Source organism: Actinacidiphila bryophytorum (genome assembly GCF_016916835.1).
Taxonomy (GTDB): domain Bacteria; phylum Actinomycetota; class Actinomycetes; order Streptomycetales; family Streptomycetaceae; genus Actinacidiphila; species Actinacidiphila bryophytorum.
Genome location: NZ_JAFFIX010000005.1, coordinates 197,702 through 214,423, shown reverse-complemented (window position 1 = coordinate 214,423; position 16,722 = coordinate 197,702). Strand labels below are relative to the sequence as shown.

The window sequence follows — 16,722 nt, the reverse complement described above, 5'->3', positions numbered from 1 at the left end:
GTCAGACGCTGGCCCGAAGTGGCCGCTCCAACCCCGCAGAACGTCCACATGCTGGAATTGAGTATCCGCTTCTCGAACACTCGGCCATCATGTAACCTGCACGAAATCGCAGAGGGCCAACGTCGTCCCTGTTGCGCATGCCTGGGAAACAGGCAATGCATACAAGCCAATGACGACGACGGGAGAGCCATGCGTTCGCGTTCCGCGTTCATGGACGGGCGACCCGCCCCGCAGGGGATGTACGACCCCCGCAACGAGCACGACGCCTGCGGTGTCGGCTTTGTGGCCACCCTCACCGGCGAGGCGAGCCATGCTCTCGTGGAGCAGGCGCTCACCGTCCTGCGCAACCTGGAACACCGCGGAGCCACCGGCGCCGAGCCCGACTCGGGCGACGGCGCGGGCATGCTGCTCCAGGTCCCTGACGCGTTCCTGCGTGAAGCCGCCGGCTTCGAGCTGCCCGCCGCCGGGCACTACGCCGTCGGCGTGGCCTTCCTGCCCGTCGAGAACGAGGACCGCGCCAAGGCCGTCGACGCCATCGAGCGGATCGCCGGCGAGGAGGGCCTGACGGTCCTGGGCTGGCGCGAGGTCCCGGTCGCCCCCGAGATGCTCGGCGCGACCGCCCGCTCGACCATGCCGTACTTCTCCCAGCTCTTCGTCGCCGACGCCGGCGGCGACCTGTCCGGCATCGCCCTTGACCGGCCCGCCTTCGTGCTGCGCAAGCGCGCCGAGCGCGAGGCCGACGTCTACTTCCCCTCGCTGTCCGCGCGCACCCTGGTCTACAAGGGCATGCTCACCACCGGGCAGCTGGAGCCGTTCTTCCCCGACCTGTCGGACCGCCGCTTCGCCACCGCCATCGCACTGGTGCACTCGCGGTTCTCGACCAACACCTTCCCGAGCTGGCCGCTCGCCCACCCGTACCGCTTCGTCGCCCACAACGGCGAGATCAACACGGTCAAGGGCAACCGCAACTGGATGCGCGCCCGCGAGTCGCAGCTGGCCAGCGACCTGTTCACCGGCGACATCGAGCGGATCTTCCCGGTCTGCACCCCCGGCGCCTCCGACACCGCGTCCTTCGACGAGGTCCTGGAGCTGCTGCACCTGGGCGGGCGCTCGCTGCCGCACAGCGTCCTGATGATGATCCCCGAGGCGTGGGAGAACCACGACTCGATGGACCCCGCGCGGCGTGCCTTCTACCAGTACCACTCCACGCTGATGGAGCCCTGGGACGGCCCGGCCTGCGTCACCTTCTCCGACGGCTCGGTCGTCGGCGCGGTCCTGGACCGCAACGGACTGCGCCCCGGCCGCTACTGGGTCACCGACGACGGCCTGGTCGTCCTGGCCTCCGAGTCCGGCGTGCTGGACATCGCCCCGCAGAAGATCGTCCGCAAGGGCCGGCTGCAGCCCGGCCGGATGTTCCTGGTCGACACCGTCTCGCACCGGATCGTCGAGGACGACGAGATCAAGGCCGCCATCGCCGCGGAGAACCCGTACGCCGACTGGCTCGACGCCGGCCTGATCGACCTGGCCGACCTGCCCGAGCGCGAGCACATCGTGCACACTCACGCCTCGGTCACCCGGCGCCAGCAGACCTTCGGCTACACCGAGGAGGAGCTGCGGGTCATCCTGGCCCCCATGGCCAGGACCGGCGGCGAACCGCTCGGCTCGATGGGCACCGACTCGCCGATCGCGGCGCTCTCCGACCGCCCCCGGCTGCTGTTCGACTACTTCACCCAGCTGTTCGCGCAGGTCACCAACCCGCCGCTGGACGCGATCCGCGAAGAGCTGGTCACCTCGCTGATCTCCACCATCGGCCCGTCCGGCAACCTGCTGGAGCCCAGCCCCGCGTCCTGCCGCAACATCACCCTGCCCTTCCCGGTGATCGACAACGACGAGCTGGCCAAGCTCATCCACGTCAACGCCGACGGCGACATGCCGGGCCTGAAGGCCGCCACCCTGTCGGGCCTGTACCGGGTCACCGGCGGCGGCGAGGCACTGGCCGCCCGGCTCGCCGAGATCTGCGCCGAGGCCGACGCCGCCATAGAGGACGGCGCCCGGCTGATCGTGCTGTCCGACCGGCACTCCGACGCCGAGCACGCCCCGATCCCCTCGCTGCTGCTCACCTCCGCGGTGCACCACCACCTCATCCGCACCAAGCAGCGCACCCAGGTGGGGCTGCTGGTCGAGGCCGGCGACGTCCGCGAGGTCCACCACGTGGCGCTGCTGATCGGCTACGGCGCCGCCGCCGTCAACCCCTACCTGGCCATGGAGTCCGTCGAGGACCTGGTCGCGGCCGGCACCTTCCTGGGCGGCATCGAGCCCGAGGCGGCGCTGCGCAACCTGATCAAGGCGCTCGGCAAGGGCGTGCTGAAGGTCATGTCCAAGATGGGCATCTCCACCGTGGCCTCCTACCGCGGCGCCCAGGTCTTCGAGGCCATCGGCCTGGACGCCGACTTCGTCGACACCTACTTCCACCTCACCGACACCAAGATCGGCGGGGCGGGCATCGACGTCATCGCCGCCGAGGTCGCCGCCCGGCACGCCAAGGCCTACCCGGTCTCCGGCATCCAGGCCGCACACCGCAGGCTGGAGATCGGCGGCGAGTACCAGTGGCGCCGCGAGGGCGAACCGCACCTGTTCGACCCCGACACCGTCTTCCGGCTCCAGCACGCCACCCGCACCCGGCGCTACGACATCTTCAAGCAGTACACCGAGCGGGTGAACGAGCAGTCCGAGCGGCTGATGACGCTGCGCGGCCTGTTCGGCCTGAAGTCCGAGCGCGAGCCGATCGCGATCGACGAGGTCGAGCCGGTCTCGGAGATCGTCAGGCGGTTCTCCACCGGCGCCATGTCGTACGGCTCGATCTCCCGCGAGGCGCACGAGACGCTGGCCATCGCCATGAACCAGCTCGGCGGCAAGTCCAACACCGGCGAGGGCGGCGAGGACCCCGAGCGGCTCTACGACCCGGCCCGGCGCAGCGCCATCAAGCAGGTCGCCTCCGGCCGCTTCGGCGTGACCTCCGAGTACCTGGTCAACGCCGACGACATCCAGATCAAGATGGCCCAGGGCGCCAAGCCCGGCGAGGGCGGCCAGCTGCCGGGGCACAAGGTCTACCCGTGGATCGCCGGCACCCGGCACTCCACCGCGGGCGTCGGCCTGATCTCCCCGCCGCCGCACCACGACATCTACTCCATCGAGGACCTCGCCCAGCTCATCCATGACCTGAAGAACGCCAACCCCAAGGCGCGGGTCCACGTCAAGCTGGTCTCCGAGGTCGGCGTCGGCACGGTCGCCGCCGGTGTCAGCAAGGCGCACGCCGACGTCGTCCTGATCTCCGGGCACGACGGCGGCACCGGCGCCTCCCCGCTGACCTCCCTCAAGCACGCCGGCGGCCCCTGGGAGCTGGGCCTGGCCGAGACCCAGCAGACGCTGCTGCTCAACGGGCTGCGCGACCGTATCGTCGTGCAGACCGACGGCCAGCTCAAGACCGGCCGCGACGTCGTCATCGCCGCGCTGCTCGGCGCCGAGGAGTTCGGCTTCGCCACCGCACCGCTGGTGGTCTCCGGCTGCGTCATGATGCGGGTCTGCCACCTCGACACGTGTCCGGTCGGCGTCGCCACCCAGAACCCGGTGCTGCGCGACCGCTTCTCCGGCAAGCCCGAGTTCGTGGTGAACTTCTTCGAGTTCATCGCCGAGGAGGTCAGGGAGATCCTGGCCGAGCTGGGCTTCCGCAGCATCGAGGAGGCCGTCGGCCACGCCGAGCTGATCGACGCCGCCCGGGCCGTGGACCACTGGAAGGCGCAGGGCCTGGACCTGGCCCCGCTGCTGCACGTGCCCGCGCTGCCCGAGGGCGCCGCGCTGCACCGCACCACGGAGCAGGACCACGGCCTGGCCAAGGCGCTCGACAACGAGCTGATCAAGCTCGCCGCCGACGCCCTGGAAAGCGGCGCCCCGGTCCGCGCCCAGGTCCCGATCCGCAACGTCAACCGCACCGTCGGCACCATGCTCGGCCACGAGGTGACCAAGAAGTACGGCGGCGCGGGCCTGCCCGAGGGCACCATCGACATCACCTTCACCGGCTCCGCGGGCCAGTCCTTCGGCGCGTTCCTGCCCAGGGGCGTCACCCTGCGGCTCGAAGGCGACGCCAACGACTACGTCGGCAAGGGCCTGTCCGGCGGCCGGGTCGTCGTCCGCCCCGACCGCGGCGCCGACCACCTCGCCGAGGAGTCGACCATCGCGGGCAACACCATCGCCTACGGTGCCACCGGCGGCGAGCTGTTCCTGCGCGGCAGGACCGGCGAGCGCTTCTGCGTCCGCAACTCCGGTGCCACCGTCGTCTCGGAAGGCGTCGGCGACCACGGCTGCGAGTACATGACCGGCGGCCGGGCCGTCGTGCTCGGCACCACCGGGCGCAACTTCGCGGCCGGCATGTCCGGCGGCATCGCCTACGTCCTCGACCTGGACCCGGCCGCCGTCAACCCCGGCATGGTCGAGGTCGAGGCGCTGGACGCCGACGACATCACGTGGCTGCACGATGTGGTGCGCCGCCACGCAGAGGAGACCGGCTCCACCGTCGCCGAGCGGCTGCTCGCCGACTGGGGCGCCGCCCTCACCCGCTTCGGCAAGGTCATGCCGAGGGACTACAAGGCAGTGCTCGCCGCCAAGAACGCCGCCGAGCAGGCCGGACTCTCCGAGTCCGAGACCACCGCGAAGATGATGGAGGCGGCAAATGGCTGACCCCAAGGGCTTCCTCACCACCGGCCGCGAGACCGCTCCGACGCGCCCGGTCGAGGAGCGCAAGCAGGACTGGAACGAGGTCTACGTCCCCGGCGGGCTGCTGCCCATCATCACCAAGCAGGCCGGCCGCTGCATGGACTGCGGCATCCCGTTCTGCCACAACGGCTGTCCGCTGGGGAACCTGATCCCCGAGTGGAACGACTACGCCTACCGCGAGGACTGGCAGGCCGCCTCCGAGCGGCTGCACGCGACCAACAACTTCCCGGAGTTCACCGGGCGGCTGTGCCCGGCCCCCTGCGAGTCGGCGTGCGTGCTCGGCATCAACCAGCCGGCGGTGACCATCAAGAACGTCGAGGTCACCATCATCGACAAGGCGTGGGACTCCGGTGACGTGACCCCGCAGCCGCCCGAGCGGCTGTCCGGCAAGACCGTCGCCGTGATCGGTTCGGGACCCGCGGGCCTGGCCGCCGCCCAGCAGCTCACCCGGGCCGGGCACACCGTCGCGGTCTACGAGCGCGCCGACCGTATCGGCGGGCTGCTGCGCTACGGCATCCCCGAGTTCAAGATGGAGAAGCGGCACATCAACCGGCGCATCGAGCAGATGCGCGCGGAGGGCACCAAGTTCCGCACCGGTGTGCAGATCGGCACCGACCTGGACGCGGGCAAGCTCGCCAAGCGCTACGACGCCGTCGTCATCGCGGCCGGCGCGACCGTCTCCCGCGACCTGCCGGTACCCGGCCGCGAGCTGAACGGGGTGCACTTCGCCATGGAGTACCTGCCGCTGGCCAACAAGGTGCAGGAGGGCGACTTCGTGGCGCCCCCCATCACCGCGGAGGGCAAGCACGTCGTCGTCATCGGCGGCGGCGACACCGGCGCGGACTGCGTGGGCACCGCCCACCGCCAGGGCGCGCTGTCGGTGACGCAGCTGGAGATCATGCCGCGCCCCGCCGACGAGCGCCCGGCGGGCCAGCCCTGGCCGACGATGCCGGCCGTCTACAAGGTCACCTCCGCGCACGAGGAGGGCGGCGAGCGGGTCTACGCCGTCAACACCGTGAAGTTCACCGGCGACGCCGACGGCAACGTCCGCGAACTGCACCTGGTCGAGGTCGTCTTCGAAGACGGCCGCTTCGTCCCGCAGGAGGGCACGGAGAAGGTCCTCCCGGCCGACCTGGTCACCCTCGCGATGGGCTTCACCGGCACCGACCAGTCCAACGGCCTGGTCGAGCAGCTCGGCCTGCAGCTGGACGCGCGCGGCAACATCGCCCGCGACGGCTCCTACGCCACCAACGTCGACGGCGTCTTCGTCGCGGGCGACGCGGGCCGCGGCCAGTCGCTCATCGTGTGGGCCATCGCCGAGGGCCGCTCAGCGGCCAAGGCCGTCGACGCGTACCTGACGGGCCTCCCGTCGGCGCTGCACGCCCCGATCCGCCCCACCGACCGGCCGCTCACCGTCTGACGGCCCCCCGATGTCCCGCACAAAGGCGTGCGGAACGCGGTAACACCAGCAGCGCCCGCCTCCCCGACCAAGAAGGCGGGCGCTGTTGCCTGTCCTGGCGCCTCTTGCAGATGCCGGCTCACGTGCCGCCTCACGCCGCCGGCTCAGGTGTCGGCGTCCAGCTCGGTGTGGCACAGGGCGCAGCGGGCGCGCAGCCGCCCCCGGCAGGGCAGCCGGATGCGCTGGAAGCACGTGGGGCACGCGAAGGAGACCCGCACCCCCGAGGCGCCGGACTCGAAGGAGTAGCCGGGACCGTCCGCCAGCGCCCTGCGGTCCTTCGCGTAGCGGCGCCTGGCGCCCCAGCCCGCCGCGGCCAGCGGCGCCTGCCGCAGGTCCTGGCCGGCGCGGGCCAGACCCGCACGGTAGGCGTCGCGGGCCTGCGCCGAGTGGAACCACGGCTCGATGTCCTCGCCGAAGGCCGCCGCCCGCTTGGCCAGCACGTACCCGAACTCCTCCGGAGTGAGATAGCCCAGCTTGTACGCCGACATCATCAGCCGCTCACCCCTGATCGCCGCCTCCTCCCGGTAGGCGTCCAGCAGCAGCCAGCCCGCACCCAGATACGTCGTCGCGGTGTCCGTGAGGATCTCGTTGTCCCGGGTGCCGGGGAACTCCAGGCCGAGGCGGTGCAGATACACATGCATCACCTCGTGCGCCAGCGCCGCCCCCACGTCGCGCCGGTCGGAGCGGAACCGCGAGTGCAGCTCGATGAAGTACTCGGGACCCGCGGCCAGTTCGACGTTTCCCGCGTGGACCATGTCGCGGAAGCCCACCACCATCCGCGCGTCCGGCAGCCGGAAGTGCTGCACCATCACCCGCGCCACCCGCTGGGCACCCAGGTACAGGTCCTCGTCGGCGGGGAAGTCCACCAGCTCGGGGTGCACGCTCGCCGCGAAGCGCTGCACACCGTCGGCGGAGATCCGCCGGTACAGCGCGGTCAGCGCCGCCCGTACGGTGTCCAGGTGCGGAAAGCCGTGCACGATGGCCCCGCCCCCCGCGGCCTGTGCCCCCGGCTCCGCGTACCCGGCCATGACCACCTCCCCGTACCCGACGAGCCTACGCGTCGGCGTCCGCGCCTGTCCCCGGCGGCACGGCTTACGGCAGCATGTGCCGCATGCCTGTTCTGACCCACGCAGAGGCCGAGACCCGTGCCCGCGACCTGACCGTCCACCACTACGCGATCGACCTCGACCTCACCGGGGGAGCGGAGGTGTTCGGCTCGTCGACCGTGATCCGGTTCCGGGCCGCACGCGACTGCGACACCTTCGCCGAGATCCGCCCCGCCGCGCTGCGCCGGGCCGTCCTCGACGGCCGGGACCTCGACCCCGGCCTGCTCGACGACAACCGGCTCCCGCTGCACGGACTGACCGCCGGCGACCACGAGCTGCGCGTCGAGGCGGACATGCCGTACTCGCACACCGGCGAGGGCATGCACCGCTTCACCGACCCCGAGGACGGTGAGACCTACCTCTACACGCAGCTGTTCATGAACGACATGCAGCGCGTCGCCGCGTCCTTCGACCAGCCGGACCTCAAAGCCGTCTTCGACGTCAGCGTCCAGGCGCCCGACGAGTGGACCGTGCTCGGCAACGGCGTCGCCACCAGGACCGCCCCCGGCCGGTGGCAGCTCGCCACCACCCCGCCGCTGGCCACCTACTTCGTCGCCGTCGCCGCAGGCCCCTGGCACTCGGTGCGCACCGAGCACGCGGGACTGCCCTTCGGGCTGCACTGCCGCCGCTCGCTGGCCGAACACCTCGACCGCGACGCCGACGCGCTCCTGGACATCACCCGGCGCTGCTTCGACCGCTACCACGAGCTGTTCGGCGAGCCCTACCCGTACGACTCCTACGACCAGTGCTTCGTGCCCGAGTTCAACGCCGGCGCGATGGAGAACCCCGGACTGGTCACCTTCCGCGACAACTTCGTGCACCGCTCCGCCGTCACACCCGCGGAAGCGCAGTTCCGCGCGGTCGTCATCGCCCACGAGATGGCGCACATGTGGTTCGGCAACCTCGTCACCCTGCGCTGGTGGGACGACATCTGGCTGAACGAGTCCTTCGCCGAGTACATGGGCTTCCAGGTGCTCAGCGAGGCCACCGCCTTCACCGGCACCTGGACCGACTTCGCCGTCGCCCGCAAGGCCTGGGGCTACGACGCCGACCAGCGGCCCTCCACCCACCCCGTCGCCCCCGACCCCGCCGACGTCCCCGACACCGCGTCCGCGATGAACAACTTCGACGGCATCTCCTACGCCAAGGGCGCCTCCGCACTGCGCCAGCTCGTCGCCTGGCTCGGCCCCAAGGCCTTCACCGCCGGGCTCAACACCCACTTCGCCCGGCACCGCTTCGGCAACGCGGCACTCGCCGACTTCCTCGACTCCCTCGGCTCCGCCACCGAACGCGACGTGCCCGCCTGGGCCGCCGCCTGGCTGCGCACCTCGGGCCACGACACGCTGACCCCCGAGGTGCTCCCCGGCGGCCCCGACGGCGGATGGCGGCTGGAGATCAGGCACCGCGGGCACCGCCCGCACCGCATCGACGTCGGCCTGTACGACAGGGCCGCCGCCGACCCCGCAACCCTCGTGCTGCGCGACCGGCTCACCGTCGACCTCGCGCCCGGCACCGTCGCCGACAGCCACGCACTCGACGGGCCGCGGCCCGACCTCGTCCTGCTCAACGACGGCGACCTGACCTTCGCCAAGGTCCACTTCGACCCCCAGTCCTGGGACACCGTCCGCGACGCCCTCGGCGGGCTGCCCGACCCGCTCGCCCGCGCCGTCGTCTGGAACGCGGCACGCGACCTGGTACGCGACGGGGGGATCGCGCCCGCCGAATACGTCGCGCTCATGGCCGCGCACCTGCCGGGCGAGTCGGACCCCGGCATCGTGGACGCCGTCCTCACGTTCTGCCGAGGGCCGGTCGCCGACCAGTACCTCGACCCCGCCCTGCGCCCCCAGGCGCTGCGCACCCTGCGCGACACCGCACGCGGGCTGCTCGCCGCCGGCCACGGCGGCACCCGCCTCAGCGCCACCAGGGCGCTGGTCGACGCGGTGTACGACGCCGACGACACGGTGGCGCTGCGCGGCTGGTACGACCAGGGGGAGATCCCCGGGGGCTCGCCCCTCGACCCCGAACTGCGCTGGCGGATGCTGCTGCGGCTCGCCGTGCTCGGCGCGGCCGGCCCCGCGGACATCGACGCGGAGCTGGCCGGCGACCCCAGTGCGGTCGGGCGCGAAGGCGCCGCCAGGTGCCGGGCGGCGCTCCCGGACGCCGCGGCCAAGGCGGTGGCCTGGGAGGCGATGTTCCACGACGACGGGCAGTCGAACTACCTCGTCTCGGCCAACGCGCAGGGTTTCTGGAACCCTGAGCACGAGGGGCTCACCGCCGGGTACGTGGCGAGGTACTTCGCCGATGTCGTGCCGCTTGCCGCCAGGCGCGGTACCGCCATCGCGGAACTCGCCGGGCGCACCGCCTTCCCGCACACCGCGGTGTCCGCGGAGACCCTGCGGCTGGGCCGCGCCTGCCTGTCCGACCCCGCCGTCACCCCCGCGCTGTCCCGCGCCCTCGCCGACCGCCTCGACGACCTCTCCCGCACCCTCCGCCTCCGCACCACCTAGCCCTGCCCCCGGGCACCGTCCGGGCGGTTCGTGGCAATCACCCAGGAGGCGCTGGGGGTACCCCCAGGCGGAGCTCTGGGGGCGGAACGGCGCAGGTTCACCGTAAGGGGGACGTCGGGGGGAGGAGGGGCGTGCCCGGGGGTGGGGGGTGGTCGTTGTGCTGGGGGAGGAGCGAGACGGGGAGGACCGTTGAAGGAGATCGCCGGGCTGGCGGGCGGCCGGCAGGGGCCGGCTCAACTGCGCCCCCTGGTCGAGACGGTGCTGACCGCCCTGGAGGAGGGCGCAGCCGCCCGCGGCGGCCCGGTGCCGGCCGGCGGCCCGAAGGAGACCGCCCGGCGGGTGGCCGGAGCCCTGGGCCGGCCCCTGCCGGGGCACGGGACGGGCGCCCAGGAGGCGCTGCACACCCTCGTGCGGGAGCTGGCGCGAGGCGCAGCGGACCCGGCGGACCCGTATTGCGCAGCCCACCTGCACTGCCCCCCGCTGGCCCTGTCCGCGGCAGCGGAGTTGGCCGCGGCATCGCTGAACCCGTCCCTGGACTCCTGGGACCAGGCACCCGCGGCGACGGAGATCGAGGCCAGGGCCTCGGCAGCCCTGGCCGCGGTGGTCTACCCGGACCTGCCGGCGCCGGACGCGCTGATGACGACGGGCGGGACGGAGTCCAACCAGCTGGCGCTGCTGCTGGCCAGGGAGCGCGCGGCGGGCGGCCCGCGCGTGCAGGTGGTGTGCGGTGCGAACGCCCACCACAGCGTGCAGCGCGCCGCGTGGCTGCTGGGCCTGCCGCGCCCGGTCGTCGTGGACACCCCCAGTGGTGTGCTGGACCCGGCGGACGCCGACGCGGCCCTCGACGAACTGCCGGGGCGCGCCCTGCTCGTGGCGACCGCGGGCACCACGGACACGGGCGCGATCGACCCGCTGCCGCAGCTGGCGCAGGTCGCCGCGAAGCACGGCGCGGAGTTGCACGTGGACGCGGCGTACGGCGGCCCGCTGCTGTTCAGCCGGCACGAGGCGGGCAAGCTCGACGGGCTGCAGTCGGCGGTGTCGGTGACCGTGGACCTGCACAAGCTGGGGTGGCAGCCGGTCGCGGCGGGCCTGCTGGCCGTACCGGACGGGGCGGCGCTGCGCCCGCTGGGGCACCAGGCGGACTACCTGAACGCCACCGACGACACCGAGGCCGGGCTGCCGGACCTGCTGGGCCGCTCGCTGCGCACCACCCGCCGCCCCGACGTGCTGAAGATCGCCGTCACCATGCGGGCGCTGGGCCGCGAGGGCCTGGGCGCGCTGGTGGACGCGGTGTGCGGGCACGCGCACCAGCTGGCCGCGGCCGTCGACCGGCACCCGGGCCTGGACCTGCACGGCCGGCCGGCGATCAGCACCGTGCTGTTCCGCCCGGCGGGCGCCGACGACGAGCAGGTGGCGGCGCTGCGCCGGGAGCTGATGTACGAGGGGCGGGCGGTGCTGGGCCGGGCGGCGGCCGGCGGCCGGCTGTGGCTGAAGGCGACGCTGCTCAATCCGCACATCCGCCCGCAGGACCTCGACGCGCTGCTGCGGCTGGTGACCGACGCGCAGGCCAGGCAGACCCAGGAGGCGCGGTGAGCCGCCCCGGGGACGTACCACAGAAGGAAGGTCCAGCACCGATGAACGCCCCGACCGCACCGGAGGACCCGACCGCACCGCAGGAGTCGGCCGCCGCACCGCAGCAGGACCGCGAGCAGGAGCCGTTCGACCTGCTGGGGGTGGGCATCGGCCCCTTCAACCTGTCGCTGGCCGCACTCGCCGACGCCGTACCCGGCCTGACCGCGGCTTTCTACGACCAGCGGCAGGACTTCCACTGGCACCCGGGGCTGCTGGTCGACGGCGCCACCTTGCAGGTGCCCTTCCTCGCCGACCTGGTGACGCTGGCCGACCCGGCGAGCCGCTGGTCGTTCCTGAACTTCCTCAAGTCCCGCGAGCGGCTCTTCCCGTTCTACTTCGCCGAGCGCTTCCATGTGCACCGGGCCGAGTACGACGCGTACTGCCGGTGGGTCGCGGACGCGCTGCCGTCCACGCACTTCGGCCGGCAGGTCGACACGGTCCGCTGGGACGAGGAGCGCGGCCGCTTCGAGGTCGACCACACGCAGCTGGACGTGCACGGCGAGGCGGAGGCGCTGGGCCGCACGTACGCCAGGCACCTGGTACTGGGCATCGGGACCGCGCCTTACGTTCCGGAGCCGCTGCGCCCGCTGGCCGACGCGCCGACGCTGCCGGTGGTGCACTCGGCGGACTACGTGCCGCAGCGCGAGCGGCTGCTGGCCGCCGAGCACATCACGGTGATCGGCTCGGGGCAGTCGGGCGCCGAGGTCTTCCTCGACCTGCTGCGGTCCAGGACGCCGGGCCGGGAGGCGATCACCTGGCTGGCGCGTACCCCGGCCTTCGCGCCCATGGAGTACAGCCGGCTCGGCCTTGAGCACTTCACCCCCGACTACACCCGCTACTTCCACGGCCTGCCCGAGCCGGTGCGGGACCGGCTGGTGCCGCAGCAGTGGCAGCTGCACAAGGGCATCGACACCGAGACGATCACCGCGATCCACGACGAGCTGTACCGCCGCACCCTGGACGGCGGCTGGCCGGACGCGGTGCTCACCCCGGGGGTCACGGTGCGCACCGCGGGCCGTATCGGCACCACCGGCATCGAACTGCACCTGGAGCACGCCGACCAGGGCACCCGCACCCGCATGGTGACCAGTGCGGTGGTGCTGGCCACCGGCTACCGGGAGCGCCCGCTGGACCAGCTGCTCGGCCCGCTGCACCCCTATGTGCTGCGGGATGCCGCGGGCCGGCCGCGGATCGACGCGCGGCACCGCCTGGAGCTGGACCGGCGGATCACCGGCCGGGTCTACGTCCAGAACGCCGAACGCCACACGCACGGCGTCGGCGCCCCGGACCTGGGCCTTGCCGCCTGGCGGTCGGCGGTGATCCTCAATGACCTGACGGGGCTGCTGACCGGCGCGGAGCACTACCCGCTGCCGGCCAGGACCGCCTTCACCACCTTCGGCCTCGACGGTGCCGCCGCCTGCGACGTGCCTACGAGAACAGCGGCACTCCGCCGCGGGTGAGCCGCCACTGGTCGCCGCCGAAGGTCGACGGGTCGATCGTGCCGTGCGCCTGCACCCAGGCGATGATCGTGTTGCGGATCTCGTCGGAGTTGGACCACACCGACTGGGCGGTGGCCACGTGCGGGTAGTTGCTGCCGCCGCTGGAGCGGTAGTTGTTGACCGCGAGCACGAACTGCGCGGCCGGGTCGACCGGGGCGCCGTCGTGCGTGAGGTTGCTGATCCGGGAGCCGGCCGGCTGGGCGATGTCGATGTCGTAGCTGACACCGCTGAGCACGTCGTAGCTGTAGTCGGGGGTGTTGTTGGCGTTGGTGATCTTCGTGACGTCGAGCGGCGCGTCCGGCGCCGTCTGCACGTAGTACCGCGCCGACCACTCCAGGTAGTCCTTGACCTGGGCGCCGGTGAGGATCTTGGCGTCCAGGGTGTTCTCGTAGACGTACAGGCCCGCGACGTCGCGCAGCGACACCTGGCCGGCCGGGATCGCCGCGGTCCGCGAGAAGGGCGACGCCTCGGACAGCACCGGCAGCGACGCGTACGAGGTGCCGGCCAGCGCCGCCTTGACCGTGTCGGACTGCACCAGGTTCAGGAAGTCGATGATCGGGGTGTCCTTGTACGTGGACTCCGCCGCGGACATCGCGACCGTGCAGGTGCCGACGACCTGGTTGACGTAGTCGACGACCTTCTGGTGCTCGTCCCGCACCAGCTTGGCGACCTGCGGGTCCTCGGCGACGGTGTTGGCGTTGCGGACCTCGGCGGTGACCGAGGTGACCTGCCAGCGGCCGTGCTCGAAGGCCAGGTCGATGTCGAACACCGACAGCCGCATGCCCCAGTACAGCGGCTCGGAGAGCACGACGGTCCTGCCGGTCTGCTCGTTGACGACCAGGGTCTGCGGGCGCTCCACGTGGGTGTGGCCGACCAGGATCGCGTCGATGCCGGGCACCTGGGCGGCGACCATCGAGGAGGCGTTCTCGGGGTAGGGCACCGCGTCGCCGTAGGAGGTGCTGCCGTCGAGCCCGGAGTGGTCGGTGCAGATCACCACGTCGCAGCCCAGCGCGCGCAGCTTGGGGACGTACACCTCGGCCTGCTCGACCAGGCCGGGGAAGGACATCTTGCCCTGCACGTTGGCCTTGTCCCACACGGCGATGCCGGGGTTGGTCAGGCCGAGGATGCCGACCTTGACCGGCCGCCCGCCGTGCACCTTGATCTCCTTGACCAGGTAGGGCGGGAAGGCGGGCTTGAGGGTCTTGGCGTCGACGGCGTTGGCGGCCAGCAGCGGGAAGTCGCACTGCTCCTGGAAGGCGCGCAGCAGCGGGATGCCGTAGTTGAACTCGTGGTTGCCGAGCGCCGCGGCGTCGTACTTCATGTGGTTCATCGCCAGCGCCATCGGGTGCTGCGGGCCGCGCCGGTCGCCGGTGATCGGCTCCACCCGGGCGTAGTAGTAGGACAGCTGGGTGCCCTGGATGATGTCGCCCGCGTCGATCAGCAGGGTGCGGTCGTGGCCCTTCTCGGCGCGGGCCTGCTCGACGAGGGTGGCGACCTTGGCGAGGCCGACGTCGTTGTGCGCCGCGTCGTCGTACTCGGCGTTGGTGAAGTAGTCCCAGTTCAGCGCGTGCCCGTGCAGGTCGGTGGTGCCGAGTACGCGCAGGCTGAACGTCTTGGGCGCGTGGCCGTGGCCCTGGCCGTGCCCCTGCTCTGCGGCCTGGGCGGGGCCGGCCGCGGCGACCGCGCCCGCGGTGCCCGCGAGCGCCACGCCGGCGCCGGTGGCGGCCGAGCGGTTGATGAAGTCCCTGCGGTTGAGCGGCATCTCGTCTCCTTGGCGTTCACGGGCGCGTGCTGAGGGCACAACGCGCGTAGATTCTGGCGCAGAGAGGTGCTCCGGCAACAGCCCCCGCAGGTGAACGGCTGTTGACGACCGCTCATCCGAGCGAGCCGCCATATCATTCGAGAGTTGTCAACAACCGTTAATCCAGCCGTCGTTGGGCAGTTGCCCCCAGTGGTCCTGGCTACCAACGAGTAAGTCATACGCTCGATACATGCGCCGAGCGAAAATTGTCTGCACCCTGGGTCCCGCGACCGATTCCTACGACCAGATCAAGGCACTGGTCGAGGCCGGGATGGACGTGGCACGCCTGAACCTGAGCCATGGAAGTTACGCCGAGCACGAGGACCGCTACCGACGGGTGCGCAAGGCGTCCGACGAGACCGGCCGCAGCGTGGGCATCCTGGTGGACCTTCAGGGTCCGAAGATCAGGCTGGGCCGTTTTGCCGAGGGTCCGGTACTCCTTGAACGCGGCGACGAGTTCACCATCACCGCCGACGACATCGAGGGTGACCAGCAGATCTGCGGCACCACCTACAAGGGGCTGCCGGCCGACGTGGCGCGCGGCGAGCGGATCCTGGTGGACGACGGCCGGGTCACCCTGGAGGTGACCGACGTCGAGGGGCCGCGGGTGCACACCATGTGCATCGAGGGCGGCATGATCTCCGACAACAAGGGCCTGAACCTGCCCGGCGTCGCGGTGTCGGTGCCCGCGCTGTCCGAGAAGGACATCCGCGACCTGCGCTGGGGCCTGCGCACCGGCGCCGACGTGATCGCGCTGTCCTTCGTCCGCTCGGGGCGGGACGTCGAGGACGTGCTGCGGATCATGGCCGAGGAGGACCGCAGGGTCCCGGTGATCGCCAAGATCGAGAAGCCGCAGGCGGTCGACAACCTCGAAGAGATCGTGGACGCCTTCGACGGCATCATGGTCGCCCGCGGCGACCTCGGCGTCGAGATGCCGCTGGAGGCGGTGCCGCTGGTGCAGAAGCGGGCCGTCACGCTCGCCAAGCGCAATGCCAAGCCGGTCATCGTCGCCACCCAGATGCTGGACTCGATGATCGACAACTCCCGGCCCACCCGCGCCGAGGCCAGCGACGTGGCCAACGCGGTGATGGACGGCACCGACGCGGTGATGCTGTCCGGCGAGACCAGCGTCGGCAAGTACCCGATCGAGACGGTCAAGACGATGTCGCGGATCGTGGCCGCCGCCGAGGAGGACATGCTCACCGCGGGTCTGCCGCCGCTCACCGACCGGAACAAGCCGCGCACCCAGGGCGGCGCGGTCGCCAGGGCCGCCGCCGAGATGGGCGACTTCCTCGGCGCCCGCTTCCTGGTCGCCTTCACGCAGTCCGGCGACACCGTGCGCCGGCTGTCCCGCTACCGCTCGCCGATCCCGGTGCTGGCCTTCACCCCTGAGCCGGCGACCCGCTCGCAGCTGAACCTGACCTGGGGCGTGGAGACCTTCCTCGGCCCGATGGTGCAGACCACCGACGAGATGGTGCAGCAGGTGGACGAGGAGCTGCTGCGGATCGGCCGCTGCAAGAAGGGCGACGTCGTCATCATCACCGCGGGCTCGCCGCCCGGAATGCCGGGCACCACCAATATGGTCCGGGTCCACCGCATCGGCGAGGACGACGCACCGAAGGCGTAATGTGTCATCGCCTTATTGGTCCTGACCGCACCCAGCCCCCGACGGCAACGCCCGCCGGGGGCGCCGTCTTTCGGCCATGCGGGAAAAGTCTTTCGACGGCAATTAACGCTGCGTAACACGGACGCAATAGGAAACCCCGAGGCAGGCCCCGCGGGTACCTACCCGGGGCCTCCGCGGATAATCCGGCCAGGCCCGATCCGCCGGGTTCGCGCCGGATCGGCCCCGTGACCGGCGACAAGTCGGCTACGCGCCACCGGAAGTGCGCGTTCTCAGCATCCGGACGGGGGAGCAATGTACCCAAAAGCCGTGCTCAATCTCAAG

8 protein-coding genes are annotated in these 16,722 nt (G+C 71.8%); 6 read left to right on the top strand and 2 right to left on the bottom strand.

What is annotated here, in order from left to right; translation table 11 throughout:
* Positions 1–189: 189 nt before the first annotated feature.
* Positions 190–4,734: a glutamate synthase large subunit gene (gene gltB / locus JT723_RS10165; protein WP_205044194.1), complete on the top strand. Its 4,545-nt coding sequence runs from the start codon at positions 190–192 to the stop codon at positions 4,732–4,734.
* Positions 4,727–6,190: a glutamate synthase subunit beta gene (locus JT723_RS10160; RefSeq protein WP_205044193.1), complete on the top strand. Its 1,464-nt coding sequence runs from the start codon at positions 4,727–4,729 to the stop codon at positions 6,188–6,190. The genes gltB and JT723_RS10160 overlap by 8 nt, the downstream gene beginning before the upstream one ends.
* 143 nt (positions 6,191–6,333) lie before the next feature.
* On the opposite strand, the gene JT723_RS10155 is transcribed toward JT723_RS10160, so the two are convergent.
* The gene (locus JT723_RS10155) at positions 6,334–7,257 is read right to left on the bottom strand and encodes a hypothetical protein (protein ID WP_205044192.1); all 924 of its coding nucleotides are present in this window, start codon (positions 7,255–7,257) and stop codon (positions 6,334–6,336) included.
* 83 nt (positions 7,258–7,340) lie between these two features.
* Here JT723_RS10155 and pepN point away from each other — a divergent pair, with 83 nt between their 5' ends.
* The 3 genes from pepN (at position 7,341) to JT723_RS10140 (ending at position 12,934) form a co-directional block, all read left to right on the top strand.
* On the top strand, positions 7,341–9,842 hold the full coding sequence (gene pepN, locus JT723_RS10150) for an aminopeptidase N (RefSeq protein WP_205044191.1): 2,502 nt from the start codon (positions 7,341–7,343) through the stop codon (positions 9,840–9,842).
* A gap of 189 nt (positions 9,843–10,031) precedes the next feature.
* Positions 10,032–11,435, top strand: coding sequence for a pyridoxal phosphate-dependent decarboxylase family protein (locus JT723_RS10145; RefSeq protein ID WP_240165365.1), 1,404 nt, complete (start codon positions 10,032–10,034; stop codon positions 11,433–11,435).
* A 41-nt stretch (positions 11,436–11,476) separates the two neighbouring features.
* Complete coding sequence (locus JT723_RS10140; RefSeq protein ID WP_205044190.1) at positions 11,477–12,934, top strand: lysine N(6)-hydroxylase/L-ornithine N(5)-oxygenase family protein; 1,458 nt, start codon at positions 11,477–11,479, stop codon at positions 12,932–12,934.
* Here JT723_RS10140 and JT723_RS10135 read toward each other — a convergent pair.
* The gene (locus JT723_RS10135; RefSeq protein WP_205044189.1) at positions 12,903–14,735 is read right to left on the bottom strand and encodes a bifunctional metallophosphatase/5'-nucleotidase; all 1,833 of its coding nucleotides are present in this window, start codon (positions 14,733–14,735) and stop codon (positions 12,903–12,905) included. The genes JT723_RS10140 and JT723_RS10135 overlap by 32 nt on opposite strands.
* Positions 14,736–14,964: 229 nt before the next feature.
* Between JT723_RS10135 and pyk the strand changes: the two genes are divergently transcribed.
* The gene (gene pyk / locus JT723_RS10130; RefSeq protein WP_205044188.1) at positions 14,965–16,401 is read left to right on the top strand and encodes a pyruvate kinase; all 1,437 of its coding nucleotides are present in this window, start codon (positions 14,965–14,967) and stop codon (positions 16,399–16,401) included.
* Positions 16,402–16,722 lie beyond the last annotated feature (321 nt).